This window comes from Streptomyces sp. S.PB5, from assembly GCF_030403745.1.
Classification (GTDB): domain Bacteria; phylum Actinomycetota; class Actinomycetes; order Streptomycetales; family Streptomycetaceae; genus Streptomyces.
Genome location: NZ_JAQMWP010000001.1, coordinates 559,127 through 575,463 on the forward strand (window position 1 = coordinate 559,127; position 16,337 = coordinate 575,463).

Below are 16,337 nucleotides of genomic sequence, written 5' to 3' on the forward strand. Positions count from 1 at the left end.
ACAGGGCGGTACGAAGGCTACGGCAGCGCCAGCATCCGCTCCAGCGCCAGCTTCGCGAACGCCTCGGTCTCCTTGTCGACCTCGATGCGGTTGACCAGGTTGCCCTCGGCGAGCGACTCCAGCGTCCACACCAGGTGCGGCAGGTCGATCCGGTTCATCGTCGAGCAGAAGCAGACCGTGCGGTCGAGGAACACGATCTCCTTGCCCTCGGGCGCGAAACGGTTGGCGAGCCGCCGCACGAGGTTCAGCTCGGTTCCGATGGCCCACTTGGAACCGGCCGGGGCGGCCTCCAGGGCCTTGATGATGTACTCGGTCGAGCCGACGTAGTCCGCCGCGGCCACGACCTCGTGCTTGCACTCGGGGTGCACCAGGACGTTGACGCCCGGGATCCGCTCGCGGACGTCCCGCACCGACTCCAGGCTGAAGCGCCCGTGCACCGAGCAGTGCCCGCGCCACAGGATCATCTTCGCGGCCCGCAGCTCCTCGACGGTGAGCCCGCCGTTCGGCTTGTGCGGGTTGTAGACGACGCAGTCCTCCAGGGACATGCCCAGGTCGCGGACGGCGGTGTTGCGGCCGAGGTGCTGGTCGGGCAGGAACAGGACCTTCTCGCCGTGCTCGAAGGCCCAGTTCAGGGCCCGCTCGGCGTTGGACGAGGTGCAGATCGTGCCGCCGTGCTTGCCCGTGAACGCCTTGATGTCCGCGGAGGAGTTCATGTACGAGACGGGCACGACCTGCTCGGCTATGCCGGCCTCGGTCAGCACGTCCCAGCACTCGGCGACCTGCTCGGCGGTGGCCATGTCGGCCATCGAGCATCCGGCGGCGAGGTCGGGGAGGACGACCTTCTGGTCGTCGCCGGTGAGGATGTCCGCCGACTCGGCCATGAAGTGCACACCGCAGAACACGATGTACTCGGCCTCAGGGCGCGCGGCCGCGTCCCGGGCCAGCTTGAAGGAGTCGCCCGTGACATCGGCGAACTGGATGACCTCGTCGCGCTGGTAGTGGTGGCCGAGCACGAAGACCTTGTCCCCGAGCTTCTCCTTGGCCGCGCGGGCACGCTCGACCAGGTCCGGGTCGGACGGCGAGGGCAGGTCGCCGGGGCACTCGACACCCCGCTCGCTCTTCGGGTCGGCCTCACGGCCGAGGAGCAGCAGGGCAAGAGGAGTCGGCTGTACGTCGAGCTCCTGGGTCTGGGCGGTGGTCACGACACGCACCCTTTCTACTTTTCGTCGATTTGACGTTATCTATCATAACCCGCTTCACGTCACTTTGACGATGGTCATAGCGTCGATGTGACATGAATCCCGGTGCCGCACCGGCCGCCGCCGCTCGGGCCGCTGTTCGCTTCGTCGCGGGTGTGCGAGCATGAAAGAACAGGCGAAAAGACAAGTCGCTCGGCCCGGAATGAATCCGCGGCCCCGACGGTTGCAACCGTCGGCAAGCAGTCTCCGTACAACCCGGGAGAGATGTAGATGTCCGTATCGGACGAGACCGGCACCGTCACCGACGGCATCATCCTGTCCGACGCCGCCGCGGCGAAGGTCAAGGCCCTGCTCGACCAGGAAGGCCGTGACGACCTGGCCCTGCGCGTCGCCGTTCAGCCGGGTGGCTGCTCGGGCCTGCGTTACCAGCTCTTCTTCGACGAGCGTTCCCTCGACGGCGATGTCGTCAAGGACTTCGACGGCGTCAAGGTCGTCACCGACCGCATGAGCGCCCCGTACCTGGGCGGCGCGTCGATCGACTTCGTCGACACCATCGAGAAGCAGGGCTTCACGATCGACAACCCCAACGCCACGGGCTCCTGCGCCTGCGGCGACTCGTTCAGCTAAGCCCCACCGGCTGAACGGCAGGACCACGAGAAGGCGGCGGCCCCCTCCGACGGGGCCGCCGCCTTCGTCCGTACCGGGGCGGGTGCTACCGCGCCCCGGACGTCTCCGGCAGCCGGGCCCCCGCCTTCTGCAGCGGGACCTGCTTGCCGTCCGAGCCCACGACCTCACGGTCGCCCAGCGGCTCGTCGAGCTGCAGCGTCTCGTGGTAGGTCTTCGCGATCATGATGCAGATCTTGCCCTCCCAGGGCGTCTCGGTCACGGTGACCTTCACCTCGTCCGCACCCTGCTCCACCGACACCTTGTAGTCGGCGCAGACCCCGCCGGTGTAGCTCACGGTCAGCTCACTGCCCTCGGCCGTGTAACCCTCCACCGTCACATCCCGGGTGGCAGGCGCCGCGGTCGGCTGATCGGGGTCGGGACCGGTCGGCCGCGGGCTCGGCTGCCCGGTCGGCTCATCACTCGGCCCGCCCGGCTCCGTGGGCTGCGTGGCCGGGGCCAGATACTTCGGGTCGATCGCCGGATACGTCACCGTGAACCCGTCCTGCGCCCCGGACGCCCTGACCTCGAACAGCCAGGACGGCACCAGCGCCTGCCGCGCGTCCACATAGTGCGAGGCCAGCCCGAACACGGCCTTCTCGACGGTGATCGTGTCCCGCGCGGGCGCCCCGGCCGAGGGCGAGGCAGCCCCGGAGGACCCGCACGGCGCCTCCAGCCGGTCCTTCAGCGGTACGGGACTGGCGCACCCCCCGATCCCCATGCGGTGATCGGCCGCCGGCTTCGCGTTCAACAGCGCCAGCGCCTGCTCCGCGTCCACCACGGGATAGGTGTCGCTCTTCACTGGCGCCTTCAACTGACCGCTGCCACCGACCACTTCACCCTGGGCGCTGACGGTGACCCCCGTCGTCCACCCGTGCGTCGGCAGCCCGCCGACCACCGGATCGGCGTTGACGACCCGCTGGGCACCCATGACCTGGCTCGCGTCGATCTTCGCGTCGTCCTGACCGACCGCCTTCAGCACCGGCGCCGCCGCCTCCGTCGCGGCCTTCTCGCTCACCGGGTCGCCGGCCGGAGCGACCGGGTCGCTCGCACACACGGTCTCGCTCTGGCAGTTGTCGGTCCCCGGCGCGTACCGGTGGAAGGTCCAGGCCCCGGGGGCCAACTGGTTCACCTGCAGACTCGGCCCGGCCGCCTCCTGCCCGCCGACCTTCCAGGCCTTCCCCTCCAGCACGGGCGTCCCGTCGATCCCGAGCGCCTTCGCCAGCCGGGCCACCTCGTCCTCGGTGACCTCGCCCGTCGCCCGGTACACCGGCGCCTCGCCGGGCCCGTCCGGCAGCGTGCCGTCGGCCTGATAGGTGACGCCGTTCGGATCGGGCTCCCCGGGCGCGATCCCGACCGTTCCGCCGCCGTTCCCGGTGTACCCGTCGAGGTGGAGCAGCGGGGGAGTGTCGTCACCGTTCGCCCCAGACGTCGTCTCCCCGCCCGAGCCGCCGGATGCCGACGTGGCGAAGTACGCCCCACCGCCCCCGACGAGCAGTACGGCGGCGGCGACGGAGGCGATGAGCGCGGGGGAGCGGCGCCGGACCCGGCGCCCGCCGTCGGCGCTCTCCGCCACGGAGGCGGCGACGAGGGGCTCATGAGGATCGCCGCCGCCCTCCTCGGGACCGGCCTCGGCTTCTTCTCGGACTTCCTCGACGGCACGGGCACGAGCAGGGGCTTCGGCGCTCTCGGCCGCCGCGACCTCGGCCTCTTCGGCCGCTTCACTCTCCGCGGCCTCTCCGGCCGCCTCGGTCTCGGTCGTCGCTGTCTCGGTGGCCCCGGTCTCGGTCGCCCCGGTCTCTTCGGCGGCCTCGGCCTCCGCCGCTGTGCCGTCCCGCTCCTCGGCGTCCCCGGCACCCTCATCGGCGCCCGTGGCCTTGCCGACCTCGGCGTCGTCGTCGTTCTCGGGTCGCTCGGTGTTCACCGCATCGCTCCTTCGGCCGCGCATCTGTCCCTAAGACCCTGACCCGACCCTGTCAAAAAGGCCGGCTGGTGGGTCGTATCCCACATCCCCTTTACGGGGGACAGCGATGGGACGCAGCGGGGGAGCGCACGGTTCCCCGAAGAGCGCTTGTTCCGGTCGCCCTCAGGCGCCGGTCTCAGTCGCCGTAGTCCGACATCTCGTCCAGCAGCCGGGCGGACGAGGTCGGAACCGTCACCCCGTGGATGAGTGAGGGCGAGACCGGAAGGGCAGTGACACGGTCGGGAGCCGCCCAGTGCGGGGCCATCCGGGCGCAGTCCCCGCGCAGCGACACGAGGTCGCCGTCGAGGTCGGCCGACGCGGGGGCATGGACCTTGAGGTTCGTCATACCGGCACCGTATGCACGTCGGAGCCCGCGAAGAAAGATCTACTATCGGGTAGTTTCGGCGGCTTCAGAGCGCCCTGCCGACCGGGTAGCGTGAACTGTCAACCCAGTTTCTCCCCACAGGAGAGTCCACGCCGTGCGCATCGCAGTCACCGGCTCCATCGCCACCGACCACCTCATGACCTTCCCCGGCCGCTTCGCCGACCAGCTCGTCGCGGACCAGTTGCACACGGTCTCGCTCTCCTTCCTGGTCGACAATCTCGACGTCCGCCGGGGCGGCGTCGGCGCGAACATCGCCTTCGGCATGGGCCAGCTCGGCACCTCGCCGATCCTGGTCGGTGCCGCGGGCTTCGACTTCGACGAGTACCGGGCGTGGCTGGACCGGCACGGCGTCGACACCGCCTCCGTCCGTATCTCCGAGACGCTGCACACGGCCCGATTCGTCTGCACCACGGACGCCGACCACAACCAGATCGGCTCCTTCTACACCGGTGCGATGAGCGAGGCCCGCCTCATCGAGCTCAAGACGGTCGCCGACCGCGTGGACGGCCTCGACCTGGTCCTCATCGGCGCCGACGACCCCGAGGCGATGCTCCGCCACACGGAGGAGTGCCGGTCGCGTTCGATCCCCTTCGCCGCCGACTTCTCCCAGCAGATCGCCCGGATGAACGGCGACGAGATCCGGATACTGCTGGAGGGGGCGACCTACCTCTTCTCCAACGAGTACGAGAAGGGGCTCATCGAGTCCAAGACCGGCTGGACGGACGAGGAGATCCTCTCCAAGGTCGGCCACCGGGTCACCACGCTCGGCTCGCAGGGTGTGCGGATCGAGCGGGCCGGCGAGGAGCCGATCGTCGTCGGCTGCCCGGAGGAGGACCGCAAGGCCGACCCCACGGGCGTCGGCGACGCCTTCCGCGCCGGGTTCCTGTCGGGACTGGCCTGGGGCGTCTCCCTGGAGCGCGCCGCCCAGGTCGGCTGCATGCTGGCGACCCTCGTCATCGAGACGGTCGGCACCCAGGAGTACCAGCTGCGCCGCGGCCACTTCATGGAGCGCTTCACCAAGGCGTACGGGCATGAGGCCGCGACCGAGGTGCAGAAGCACCTGGCCTGAGCCCGCTAGGAGAGCCGGCGGACCAGATATGCCGTTCCCTTGTCCGCCGGTTCCTCTCCCACGTACTCCTGCTCCCGCATCTCGCACCACGCAGGGATGTCCAGCCGCGCGGCCTCGTCGTCCGACAGGACCCTGACCAGGCCGCCCACCGGCACGTCTCCGATGACCTTCGCCAGCTCGATCACGGGGATCGGGCACCGCTTGCCGAGGGTGTCGACGACCAGCTCGCCCTCCTCCGCGACCTGCACGACAGCGGAAGGCGTCGGCGCCCCGAGCTTCTCGCGCACCCCCGCCACCGCCCCCGGCAGCACCGCGAGGAACCTCTCCACGTCCTCCTCCGTCGCCCCCCACGGCAACGACACCCGCACATTCCCCTCACTCAGCACACCCATCGCCTTCAGCACATGGCTGGGCGTCAGCGTGCTGCTCGTGCAGGACGATCCGGAGGAAACGGAGAAACCCTCCCGATCCAGCTCGTGCAGCAGTGTCTCCCCGTCGACATAGAGACAGGAGAAGGTGACGATCCCGGGCAGTCGCCGCTCCGGATCCCCCACCACCTCCACGTCCGGCACCAGCCGCGGCACCCGCGCCCGGATCCGCTCCGTCAGCTCCCGCAGCCGTACCGCCTCTTGGGCCGCCTCGGCCCGCACGGCCCGCAGCGAGGCAGCCGCCGCGACGATCGCGGGGAGGTTCTCGAAGCCGTACCCCCTTTCGTCCGTGGGCCCTTGAGCGGCGAACCGCACGCCCTTCCGGACGACGAGCAGACCGACCCCCGCCGGTCCGCCCCATTTGTGCGCACTCCCGGCGAGCAGCGACCACCCACCCTCGACCGGCCCCCAGGCCAGCGATTGAGCGGCGTCCACCAGCAACGGCACTCCGGCCGCCCGGCAGGCCTCGGCGACCTCCGCCACCGGCTGCACGGTCCCCACCTCATGGTTGGCGGACTGAAGACAGGCGAGCGCGGTGTCCGGCCGAAGCCGGGAGGCATACCCGGCGGGGTCCACCCGCCCCGTACGGTCGACACTCACCCGAGTGACCGAACCCCCCTCGCCCTCATGCGCTTCGGCCGAATGGAGCACGGAGGAATGTTCAACAGCTGACACGATCAGGTGACGCCCGACGCGCCGCCGCCCGGCCAACGCCCCCGCGACACCGCTGTGTACGGCGGCGGTCCCGGACGGAGTGAAACCGAGCTCGTCCGGTCGACACCCCACGGCCTCGGCGGCGGCTTCCCGGGCGGCATCGAGCAGCATCCGGGCTCGACGGCCCTCGCGGTAGAGACGGGAGGGATCGGCCCACCCCTCGTCCAGCGAGGCCAACAGCGCCTGACGAGCGACGGGATGGAGGGGAGCACTGGATGCAGCGTCGAAGTAGGACACGCGTCAACGCTAACGCCGCCAGGGGCGCGGGCTGTGTCTGATTGCGGCCCCGCCGACGGGCGCGACCAGCCACAACAGGCCCGCAGCCGCCAATCAAGCGAACCCCCACTCCACTAGGCCCCCCTCCCCGCGAACCCCCGGAGGGCGTGGGCTAGGGTTTGGTCCGCATAAACATCCAAACCCCTGCCCGACGCAGGGCGGCGACCGACCACCGAGTAAGGCAGGCCGCAGCCAATACGCGCGGGCGAGACTCTCGGGAAGGCGCTACGTGAGTCCCAACGGCTCCGACCGCTCGCCGCGGCGCCCGATGCGGCGGAAGCTGCTGCAGGCAATGACCGCGGGCCTGGTCCTGGCGACCGCGACCGGTTGCACATACAAGGACTTCCCCCGCCTTGGTATGCCCACCCCCACCACCGAAGAGGCTCCGCGGATCCTCTCCCTGTGGCAGGGCTCGTGGGCGGCCGCGCTCGCCACCGGCGTGCTGGTCTGGGGCTTGATCCTGTGGAGCGCCATGTTCCACCGGCGCAGCCGCACCAAGGTCGAGGTTCCTCCGCAGACCCGGTACAACATGCCCATCGAGGCGCTGTACACGGTGGTCCCCCTCATCATCGTCTCGGTGCTCTTCTACTTCACGGCTCGTGACGAGTCGAAGCTCCTGAGCCTCGACAAGAAGCCCGACGTCACCGTCAACGTCGTCGGCTTCCAGTGGAGCTGGGGCTTCAACTACATCGAGAACGTCGACGGTTCCACCGGTGACGCGAAGACCGACAAGAACCTGGACGCGATCCCGGACCGGTTCAAGGACCAGTTCCCGGCGAACGCGGGCGGTGTCTACGACGTCGGTACGCCCGGCACGCGGAACCCGCAGACCAACAACCCGGGTCCGACCCTCTGGCTCCCCAAGGGCAAGACGGTCCGCTTCATCCTCACCTCGCGTGACGTCATCCACTCTTTCTGGGTGGTGCCGTTCCTGATGAAGCAGGACGTCATTCCGGGGCACACCAACTCCTTCCAGGTGACCCCCAACAAGGAGGGCACCTTCCTGGGCAAGTGTGCGGAGCTCTGCGGCGTCGACCACTCCCGAATGCTGTTCAACGTGAAGGTCGTCTCTCCCGAGCGCTACGAGCAGCACCTCAAGGAACTCGCTGAGAAGGGGCAGACCGGTTACGTTCCCGCGGGCATCGAGCAGACCGCCCACGAGAAGAACCGGGAGACGAACAACCTGTGAGCATCCTCAACGAACCCCAGGGTGCCGCGGCAGAGTCCCACTACGCGGACGAACTGCCGGTCCGGCGCAAGCAGCCCGGCAACGTCGTGGTCAAGTGGCTCACCACCACTGACCACAAGACCATCGGTACGTTGTACCTGGTCACGTCGTTCGCGTTCTTCTGCATCGGTGGCGTGATGGCGCTCCTCATGCGCGCCGAGTTGGCCCGTCCGGGTCTGCAGATCATGTCGAACGAGCAGTTCAACCAGGCGTTCACGATGCACGGCACGATCATGCTGCTGATGTTCGCGACGCCGCTGTTCGCCGGCTTCGCGAACTGGATCATGCCGCTGCAGATCGGCGCGCCGGACGTGGCGTTCCCGCGGCTGAACATGTTCGCCTACTGGCTGTACCTGTTCGGCTCGCTCATCGCGGTCGGCGGTTTCCTCACCCCGCAGGGCGCGGCCGACTTCGGCTGGTTCGCCTACAGCCCGCTGTCGGACGCGGTCCGCTCGCCGGGCATCGGCGCCGACATGTGGATCATGGGTCTGGCCTTCTCCGGCTTCGGCACCATCCTCGGCTCGGTCAACTTCATCACCACGATCATCTGCATGCGCGCACCGGGCATGACGATGTTCCGCATGCCGATCTTCGTGTGGAACGTGCTGCTGACCGCGGTCCTGGTCCTGCTCGCCTTCCCGGTCCTCGCGGCCGCGCTGTTCGCCCTGGAGGCGGACCGCAAGTTCGGGGCGCACATCTTCGACTCCGCCAACGGCGGGGCGCTGCTGTGGCAACACCTCTTCTGGTTCTTCGGCCATCCAGAGGTGTACATCATCGCGCTGCCGTTCTTCGGCATCATCTCCGAGGTCATCCCGGTCTTCTCCCGCAAGCCGATGTTCGGCTACATGGGCCTGATCGGCGCGACCATCGCGATCGCGGGTCTGTCCGTGACGGTGTGGGCGCACCACATGTACGTCACCGGCGGGGTGCTGCTGCCGTTCTTCTCCTTCATGACGTTCCTCATCGCCGTGCCAACGGGCGTGAAGTTCTTCAACTGGATCGGAACGATGTGGAAGGGCTCGTTGTCCTTCGAGACACCGATGCTCTGGGCGACCGGCTTCCTGATCACCTTCACCTTCGGTGGTCTGACCGGTGTCATCCTGGCCTCGCCGCCGATGGACTTCCACGTCTCGGACTCCTACTTCGTGGTGGCGCACTTCCACTACGTGGTGTTCGGCACCGTCGTCTTCGCGATGTTCTCCGGCTTCCACTTCTGGTGGCCGAAGATGACCGGCAAGATGCTCGACGAGCGCCTCGGCAAGATCACCTTCTGGACGCTGTTCATCGGCTTCCACGGCACCTTCCTGGTCCAGCACTGGCTGGGTGCCGAGGGCATGCCCCGTCGCTACGCGGACTACCTCGCGGCCGACGGCTTCACCGCCCTGAACACGATCTCGACGATCAGCTCGTTCGTCCTCGGCGCGTCGATCCTGCCCTTCTTCTACAACGTGTGGAAGACGGCCAAGTACGGCAAGAAGATCGAGGTCGACGACCCGTGGGGCTACGGCCGTTCGCTCGAGTGGGCGACGTCCTGCCCGCCGCCGCGGCACAACTTCCTCACCCTGCCGCGGATCCGCAGCGAATCCCCGGCGTTCGACCTGCACCACCCGGAGATCGCCGCGCTCGACCAGCTCGAGAACGCGCCTCACGGTGAGAAGGCTCTCGCGGGCGGCAAGGAGGCCGGCAAGTGAAGATCCAGGGCAAGATGTTCATGTGGCTGAGCGTCTTCGTCCTCGCCATGGCGGTCGTCTATGGCGTGTGGTCGAAGGAGCCGGCCGGTACCACGGCCCTCTTCCTGGCGTTCGGTCTGTGCATCATGGTCGGCTTCTACCTGGGCTTCACGGCCCGGCGGGTCGACGCGGGCGCGCAGGACAACAAGGAGGCGGACGTCGCGGACGACGCCGGCGAGGTCGGGTTCTTCAGCCCACACAGCTGGCAGCCGCTGTCCCTCGCGGTCGGTGGCGCGCTCGCCTTCCTGTCGATCGCGATCGGCTGGTGGCTGATGTACTTCTCGGCGCCGCTGATCCTGGTCGGTCTGTGGGGCTGGGTCTTCGAGTACTACCGCGGTGAGAACCGCACCCAGTAGCACGGCCTGAGCTCAACAGGAGCCCGGACACTCCGTCAGGAGGGTCCGGGCTCCCGCTTTTGCAGCAGTTTCGGTAGCCGTTTGCCCCAATGCCGGTCACTCGTCCGCGCTACCCACCGCGCCGGTGCTGACAAAGCTTCCTAGCGTGAAGTCATGAGCCAGACCGTGTCTTACCGGAGCCCGCGTACGCGCACCGTCATCTCCTGTGCGCTGCTGGTCGTCGCCCTCACCGCGGGCGCCACCGCCTGCGGCGGCGACGGCAACCCGCTGTCGGCGGCGCCGTATGACGCGGCGGACCAGATCGCCTTCAACGGCCCCTCGGGCGACGGGGAGAAGGCCGACCCGGACAAGCCGCTGGAGGTCACAGCCGAGGACGACGACGGCCGCATCACGGACGTCACGGCCATGGACGCCACGGGACGCCATGTGGCGGGCGAACTCTCCGCCGACGGCTCCCGCTGGCACAGCACCACCCCGCTGGCCGCCAGCGCCCACTACACGGTGCGGGTGAGCACCGAGGACGAGGACGGGGCGCCCGGCCGCCGGGTCCTCACCTTCGACACCGGCAAGCCCCTCACCAAGAAGCGGCTGAAGGTCACCTTCGGCCCCAAGGCGGGCAAGTACGGCGTCGGCCAGCCCATCACGGCCGAACTCAGCAAGCCCGTCAAGGACAAGGCGCAGCGGGCCGTCGTCGAACGCGCCCTCAAGGTCGACTCGATGCCCGCCACCGAGGGCGCCTGGCACTGGGTGGACGACAAGGAGCTCCACTACCGGCCCAAGGAGTACTGGCCCGCCCACGCCACCATCCAGGTGCGCAGCAACCTGGACGGCATCAAGATCAGCGACCGGCTGTGGGGCGGCAAGGTCAAGCCCCTGAAGCTGACCACCGGCGACCGCGTCATCGCCGTGACGGACGCCTCGTCGCACTCCCTGACGTTCTACAGGAACGGCGAGGCGGTCAACGAGATCCCGGTCACCACCGGCAAGCCCGGCTTCGAGACCCGCAACGGCGTCAAGGTCGTACTCGGCAGGGAGTACTTCGTACGGATGCGCGGCACCAGCATCGGCATCGCCGAGGGCTCCCCGGAGTCGTACGACCTGCCCGTCTACTACGCCACCCGCCTCACCTGGAGCGGCGAGTACGTGCACGCCGCGCCCTGGTCCGTGGGCTCCCAGGGTTACGCGAACGTCAGCCACGGCTGCACCGGCATGAGCACCGGCAACGCCGAGTGGTTCTTCGACAACGTCCGCGAGGGCGACGTGGTCAAGGTCGTCAACTCGGACGGCGACACCATGGAGTCGTTCGGCAACGGCTTCGGCGACTGGAACCTCAGCTGGAAGAAGTGGCGCAAGGGCAGCGCCCTGGTGGGCGGCACACCGGAGGGCCCCAGCCCGGCGCAGAAGGCCAGGCTGAGGCCGGAGAGCGTATAGAGCTGCCTCAGGGGCACGAACCCGAGGGGCGCGGGGCTGTGTCGATATGCGGCTCCGCCGCGTGGGCGCGACAAGCCACGATGGGCCCGCAGCCGCCCGCGAACCCCAGGACCCGTGCTCCTAGGCGCTCAGCGGCCTCTTCGCCCGCAGCAGAGAAGCCAACGCCGAGGCGAACTCAACGGGATCCACCGGATGCGTCACAGCCGCCTCCGCACGGCTCCACGTGGCCAGCCACGCGTCCTGCGGCCGGCCGATCAGCAGCAGCACCGGCGGCGCGCTGAAGACCTCGTCCTTGATCTGCCGGCACAGCCCCATGCCGCCCATGGGCACGGCCTCGCCGTCCAGGACGGCGACGTCGATCCCGCCCTTGTCCAGCTCGCTCACCACCGCCGCAGGCGTAGCGCACTCCACGAACTCGACCAACGGCACATCGGGAGCCGGTCGCCTGCCGGAGGCGAGCCGCACCTGCTCGCGGGTGCCTGCGTCATCGCTGTAGACCAGCACCGTGGCGGTCGCCTGCATCGTTCCTCCGCGCGTCATTGGTCGGGTACCGATGCGGCGGATGCTACCCCCTTGAACACGCCGTCAACACCCGCTTGAACACCCCTGCGATGGGCCATCCGGGCAGTACACACGTGCCGAACACTCCGAACGGCACCCCCCGGAGTGAGGGCGGGATAAGCGACCGACATAATGTCGGTCGTGGCGACAGCAACGACAGTAGAAACCGGGCACGCGCACCCGTCGGTCAACCGGCCGAACCTCACCAGCGTCGGAACCATCATCTGGCTGAGTTCCGAGCTGATGTTCTTCGCGGCCCTCTTCGCGATGTACTTCACCCTCCGATCGGTGACCGGTCCCGACTTCTGGAAGGAGAAGGCAGACCTTCTGAACTTCCCCTTCTCGGCGACCAACACCACGATCCTGGTGCTCTCCTCCCTCACCTGCCAGCTCGGCGTGTTCGCCGCCGAGCGCGGTGATGTGAAGAAGCTCCGGATGTGGTTCATCGTCACGTTCGTGATGGGTGCGATCTTCATCGGCGGGCAGGTGTACGAGTACACCGAGCTGGTCAAGAAGGACGGGCTCTCGCTCTCCTCCGACCCGTACGGCTCGGTCTTCTACCTGACCACCGGCTTCCACGGCCTGCACGTGACGGGTGGCCTCATCGCCTTCCTGTTCGTCCTCGGTCGCACGTACGCGGCCAAGAGGTTCACTCACGAGCAGGCGACCGCCGCCATCGTCGTGTCCTACTACTGGCACTTCGTCGATGTCGTCTGGATCGGCCTCTTCGCCACGATCTACATGATCAAGTAGCCGGGCCCGCTCCCGACATTCCAGAAGCATCGACGCAGAAGATCCTGACACCGGGGTAATCCGTGAAAAAGCTCTCCGCACGACGACGCCATCCGCTGGCGGCGGTCGTCGTCCTACTCCTCGCGCTGGCGTGCACGGGGGGGCTGTACGCCGTGTTCGCGCCCGCGGACAAGGCGCAGGCCGATGAAACAGCCCAGTCCCTGACCATCGACGAGGGCAAGAAGCTCTACGCCGTGGGCTGCGCCAGCTGCCACGGCACCGGTGGGCAGGGCACCACCGACGGCCCGAGCCTCGTGGGTGTGGGCGCCGCCGCCGTCGACTTCCAGGTCGGCACCGGCCGTATGCCGGCCCAGCAGCCCGGCGCGCAGGTCCCGCGCAAGAAGGTCATCTACACGCAGGCCGAGATCGACCAGCTCGCCGCGTACATCTCCTCGCTGGGTGCCGGTCCGGCCGTCCCGACGAAGAACGAGTACAGCCCGGAGGGCGCGGACATCGCCAAGGGCGGCGAGCTGTTCCGCACCAACTGCGCGCAGTGCCACAACTTCACCGGCAAGGGCGGTGCGCTGACGCACGGCAAGTTCGCGCCGACGCTCGAGGGTGTCGACCCGAAGCACATCTACGAGGCCATGCAGACCGGCCCGCAGAACATGCCTTCGTTCCCCGACACCACGCTGTCGGAGCAGAACAAGAAGGACATCATCGCGTACCTCGACGCGGTCAACGGTGACGACACCGAGAGCCCCGGCGGTCTTGAGCTGGGCGGTCTCGGTCCGGTCAGCGAGGGCCTGTTCGCCTGGATCTTCGGACTCGGCGCGCTGATCGCGGTCGCCGTCTGGGTCGCCGCTCGGACCGCAAAGGCCAAGAAGTCATGAGTAGCCAAGACATTCCAGAAGAGAACCTGCCCGCTGAGCAGGACGCCCACGGTGCGGTAAGCGTCGCGGACGACAAGGATCCCTTCGCCGATCCCGGTCTGCCGCCCCACGAGCACCGTGTCCAGGACATCGACGAGCGGGCCGCCAGGCGGTCCGAGCGTGCGGTCGCCATGCTGTTCACGCTGTCGATGCTGGCCACGGTCGCCTTCATCGCCTCGTACGTGGCGATCCCGCACGACAAGTCGATCTACGTCTTCACGATCGGTCACATCAACGCGCTGAACTTCGCGCTGGGCCTGACGCTCGGCGTCGCGCTCTTCGCGATCGGCGCGGGCGCGGTCCACTGGGCCCGCACCCTGATGTCCGACGAGGAGATCGCCGACGAGCGTCACCCGATCGAGGCGTCGCCCGAGGTCCGTGCGAAGGTCCACGCGGACTTCAAGCAGGGCGCCAAGGAGTCCGCGATCGGCCGTCGCAAGCTGATCCGCAACACGATGCTGGGCGCGCTCACCCTGGTGCCGCTCTCCGGCGTCGTGCTCCTGCGCGACCTCGGTCCGCTGCCGGGCACCAAGCTCCGCCACACCATGTGGAAGAAGGGGCTGATGCTCGTCAACATGAACACCAACGAGCCGCTGCGCCCCTCGGACGTCGCGGTCGGGTCGCTCACCTTCGCCAAGCCCGAGGGCCTGGAGGAGCACGACCACGAGTTCCAGACCGAGATCGCCAAGGCCGCCCTGATGATCGTCCGCATCCAGCCGGACAACATCAAGGACAAGCGCGAGCTCGAGTGGTCGCACGAGGGCATCGTCGCGTACTCGAAGATCTGCACCCACGTCGGTTGCCCGATCTCCCTGTACGAGCAGCAGACGCACCACGTGCTCTGCCCCTGCCACCAGTCCACCTTCGACCTCTCCGACGGCGCCCGGGTGATCTTCGGCCCCGCCGGTCACGCCCTGCCGCAGCTGCGCATCGGTGTGAACGAGGAGGGCTACCTCGAGGCGCTCGGCGACTTCGAAGAGCCCGTCGGTCCTGCCTTCTGGGAGCGCGGATGAGCACCAACGAGACAGCCGCGAGCACTGAGCAGCGGCGCGGAAAAGCCCCGGCCGGTGAGCGCGTCGCCGACTGGGCCGACGGCCGGCTGGGGATCTACTCCCTGGCCAAGGCCAACATGCGCAAGATCTTCCCCGACCACTGGTCGTTCATGCTGGGTGAGATCTGCCTGTACAGCTTCATCATCATCATCCTCACGGGTGTGTATCTGACGCTGTTCTTCCACCCGTCGATGAACGAGGTGGAGTACCACGGCAGTTACGTCCCGCTGCAGGGACAGCTGATGTCCGAGGCGTTCAACTCGACCATGCACATCTCCTTCGATGTGCGCGGTGGTCTGCTGATCCGGCAGATCCACCACTGGGCGGCGCTGATCTTCCTCGCCGGCATGTTCGTGCACATGATGCGTGTGTTCTTCACGGGTGCGTTCCGCAAGCCGCGTGAGGTCAACTGGCTGTTCGGTTTCCTGCTGTTCGTCCTGGGCATGTTCACCGGCTTCACCGGCTACTCGCTCCCGGACGACCTGCTCTCCGGCACCGGTGTGCGCTTCATGGAGGGCGCGGTGCTGTCCGTGCCGATCGTCGGCACGTACCTGTCGTTCTTCCTGTTCGGCGGCGAGTTCCCCGGCGGCGACTTCGTGGCCCGGTTCTACTCGGTCCACATCCTGCTGCTGCCGGGCATCATGCTCGGCCTGGTGGTGGCCCACCTGATCCTGGTCTTCTACCACAAGCACACGCAGTTCGCGGGCCCCGGAAAGACCAACAACAACGTGGTCGGCATGCCGCTGCTGCCGGTCTACATGGCCAAGGCCGGAGGCTTCTTCTTCCTGGTCTTCGGTGTCATCGCGGCCATCTCGGCGATCGCCTCGATCAACCCGATCTGGTCCATGGGCCCCTACCGTCCGGACCAGGTGTCCACGGGCGCCCAGCCCGACTGGTACATGGGCTTCTCCGAGGGCCTGATCCGTGTCATGCCGGGCTGGGAGATCGACTTCTGGGGTCACACGCTCGTCCTGGGTGTGTTCATCCCGCTGATGATCTTCCCGCTGGTCCTGGTCGCGATCGCGGTCTACCCGTTCATCGAGGCCTGGGTCACCGGCGACAAGCGCGAGCACCACATCCTGGACCGCCCGCGCAACGCCCCGACGCGCACCGCCTTCGGTGTCGCGTGGATCACCTGGTACATGGTGCTGCTCATCGGTGGTGGCAACGACCTCTGGGCCACGCACTTCCACCTGTCGATCAACGCCATCACCTGGTTCGTCCGGATCGCGTTCTTCGTCGCCCCGGTCCTCGCGTTCATCGTCACCAAGCGGATCTGCCTCGGCCTCCAGCGCCGTGACAAGGACAAGGTGCTGCACGGCCGCGAGTCCGGCATCATCAAGCGCCTGCCGCACGGTGAGTTCATCGAGGTGCACGAGCCGCTCAGCCAGGACGCGCTGCACACGCTCACCGCGCACGAGCAGTACGAGCCGGTCGCGATCGGCGCCACGGTCGACGAGAACGGCGTCGAGCGCAAGGTGAAGGGTTCCGAGAAGCTGCGCGCCAAGCTGAGCAAGGCGTACTACGGCGAGGACTCCCAGATCCCCAAGCCGACCGTCGAGGAGTACAAGGAGATCACGAGCGGCCACGGCCACCACTGATCGCTGCGCTCGCCACG

At 68.1% G+C, this 16,337-nt stretch carries 15 protein-coding genes; 10 read left to right on the forward strand and 5 right to left on the reverse strand.

Annotated features, from left to right (window positions below; genetic code table 11):
* Nucleotides 1-17: 17 nt before the first annotated feature.
* A complete protein-coding gene (nadA, locus tag PH203_RS02505) occupies nt 18-1,202 on the reverse strand; it encodes a quinolinate synthase NadA (RefSeq protein WP_289915525.1) in 1,185 nt (394 codons plus the stop codon).
* Between the two features lie 267 nt (nt 1,203-1,469).
* Between nadA and PH203_RS02510 the strand changes: the two genes are divergently transcribed.
* Nucleotides 1,470-1,826, forward strand: coding sequence for an iron-sulfur cluster assembly accessory protein (locus PH203_RS02510; RefSeq protein WP_007381494.1), 357 nt, complete (start codon nt 1,470-1,472; stop codon nt 1,824-1,826).
* Nucleotides 1,827-1,911: 85 nt separating this feature from the next.
* On the opposite strand, the gene PH203_RS02515 is transcribed toward PH203_RS02510, so the two are convergent.
* A complete protein-coding gene (locus tag PH203_RS02515) occupies nt 1,912-3,786 on the reverse strand; it encodes a PT domain-containing protein (RefSeq protein WP_289915534.1) in 1,875 nt (624 codons plus the stop codon).
* A 175-nt stretch (nt 3,787-3,961) separates the two neighbouring features.
* Nucleotides 3,962-4,171: a hypothetical protein gene (locus tag PH203_RS02520; RefSeq protein ID WP_289915535.1), complete on the reverse strand. Its 210-nt coding sequence runs from the start codon at nt 4,169-4,171 to the stop codon at nt 3,962-3,964.
* 133 nt (nt 4,172-4,304) lie between these two features.
* Between PH203_RS02520 and PH203_RS02525 the strand changes: the two genes are divergently transcribed.
* Nucleotides 4,305-5,279: a carbohydrate kinase family protein gene (locus PH203_RS02525; protein ID WP_289915537.1), complete on the forward strand. Its 975-nt coding sequence runs from the start codon at nt 4,305-4,307 to the stop codon at nt 5,277-5,279.
* A 5-nt stretch (nt 5,280-5,284) separates the two neighbouring features.
* Here PH203_RS02525 and PH203_RS02530 read toward each other — a convergent pair whose 3' ends face one another.
* Nucleotides 5,285-6,658 carry a cysteine desulfurase/sulfurtransferase TusA family protein gene (locus PH203_RS02530; RefSeq protein WP_289915540.1) on the reverse strand — a complete coding sequence of 458 codons (1,374 nt, stop codon included), beginning with the start codon at nt 6,656-6,658 and terminating at the stop codon, nt 5,285-5,287.
* Between the two features lie 268 nt (nt 6,659-6,926).
* On the opposite strand from PH203_RS02530, the gene coxB reads away from it, so the two are divergent.
* The 4 genes from coxB (at nt 6,927) to PH203_RS02550 (ending at nt 11,442) form a co-directional block, all read left to right on the forward strand.
* The gene (gene coxB / locus PH203_RS02535; protein WP_289915542.1) at nt 6,927-7,886 is read left to right on the forward strand and encodes a cytochrome c oxidase subunit II; all 960 of its coding nucleotides are present in this window, start codon (nt 6,927-6,929) and stop codon (nt 7,884-7,886) included.
* Entirely contained in the window at nt 7,883-9,616 is a 1,734-nt protein-coding gene (gene ctaD / locus PH203_RS02540) for a cytochrome c oxidase subunit I (protein ID WP_289915543.1), read from the forward strand. The genes coxB and ctaD overlap by 4 nt, the downstream gene beginning before the upstream one ends.
* Nucleotides 9,613-10,011, forward strand: a complete 399-nt coding sequence (locus PH203_RS02545; protein ID WP_109499282.1) for a cytochrome c oxidase subunit 4 — start codon at nt 9,613-9,615, stop codon at nt 10,009-10,011. Before ctaD ends, PH203_RS02545 begins: the two co-directional genes overlap by 4 nt.
* Nucleotides 10,012-10,164: 153 nt before the next feature.
* Nucleotides 10,165-11,442, forward strand: coding sequence for an Ig-like domain-containing protein (locus tag PH203_RS02550; protein ID WP_289915546.1), 1,278 nt, complete (start codon nt 10,165-10,167; stop codon nt 11,440-11,442).
* A 120-nt stretch (nt 11,443-11,562) separates the two neighbouring features.
* Here PH203_RS02550 and PH203_RS02555 read toward each other — a convergent pair whose 3' ends face one another.
* Nucleotides 11,563-11,964, reverse strand: coding sequence for a hypothetical protein (locus PH203_RS02555; protein WP_289915547.1), 402 nt, complete (start codon nt 11,962-11,964; stop codon nt 11,563-11,565).
* Nucleotides 11,965-12,135: 171 nt separating this feature from the next.
* Between PH203_RS02555 and PH203_RS02560 the strand changes: the two genes are divergently transcribed.
* From PH203_RS02560 to PH203_RS02575, 4 genes are all read left to right on the forward strand, one after another.
* Nucleotides 12,136-12,756 (forward strand): heme-copper oxidase subunit III, encoded by a 621-nt coding sequence (locus PH203_RS02560; protein WP_289915548.1) that lies wholly within the window; start codon nt 12,136-12,138, stop codon nt 12,754-12,756.
* Nucleotides 12,757-12,818: 62 nt separating this feature from the next.
* Nucleotides 12,819-13,628, forward strand: coding sequence for a c-type cytochrome (locus PH203_RS02565; RefSeq protein ID WP_289915549.1), 810 nt, complete (start codon nt 12,819-12,821; stop codon nt 13,626-13,628).
* Entirely contained in the window at nt 13,625-14,680 is a 1,056-nt protein-coding gene (locus PH203_RS02570) for a Rieske 2Fe-2S domain-containing protein (RefSeq protein WP_289915550.1), read from the forward strand. The genes PH203_RS02565 and PH203_RS02570 overlap by 4 nt, the downstream gene beginning before the upstream one ends.
* Nucleotides 14,677-16,320, forward strand: a complete 1,644-nt coding sequence (locus tag PH203_RS02575; RefSeq protein WP_289915552.1) for a cytochrome bc complex cytochrome b subunit — start codon at nt 14,677-14,679, stop codon at nt 16,318-16,320. The genes PH203_RS02570 and PH203_RS02575 overlap by 4 nt, the downstream gene beginning before the upstream one ends.
* Nucleotides 16,321-16,337 lie beyond the last annotated feature (17 nt).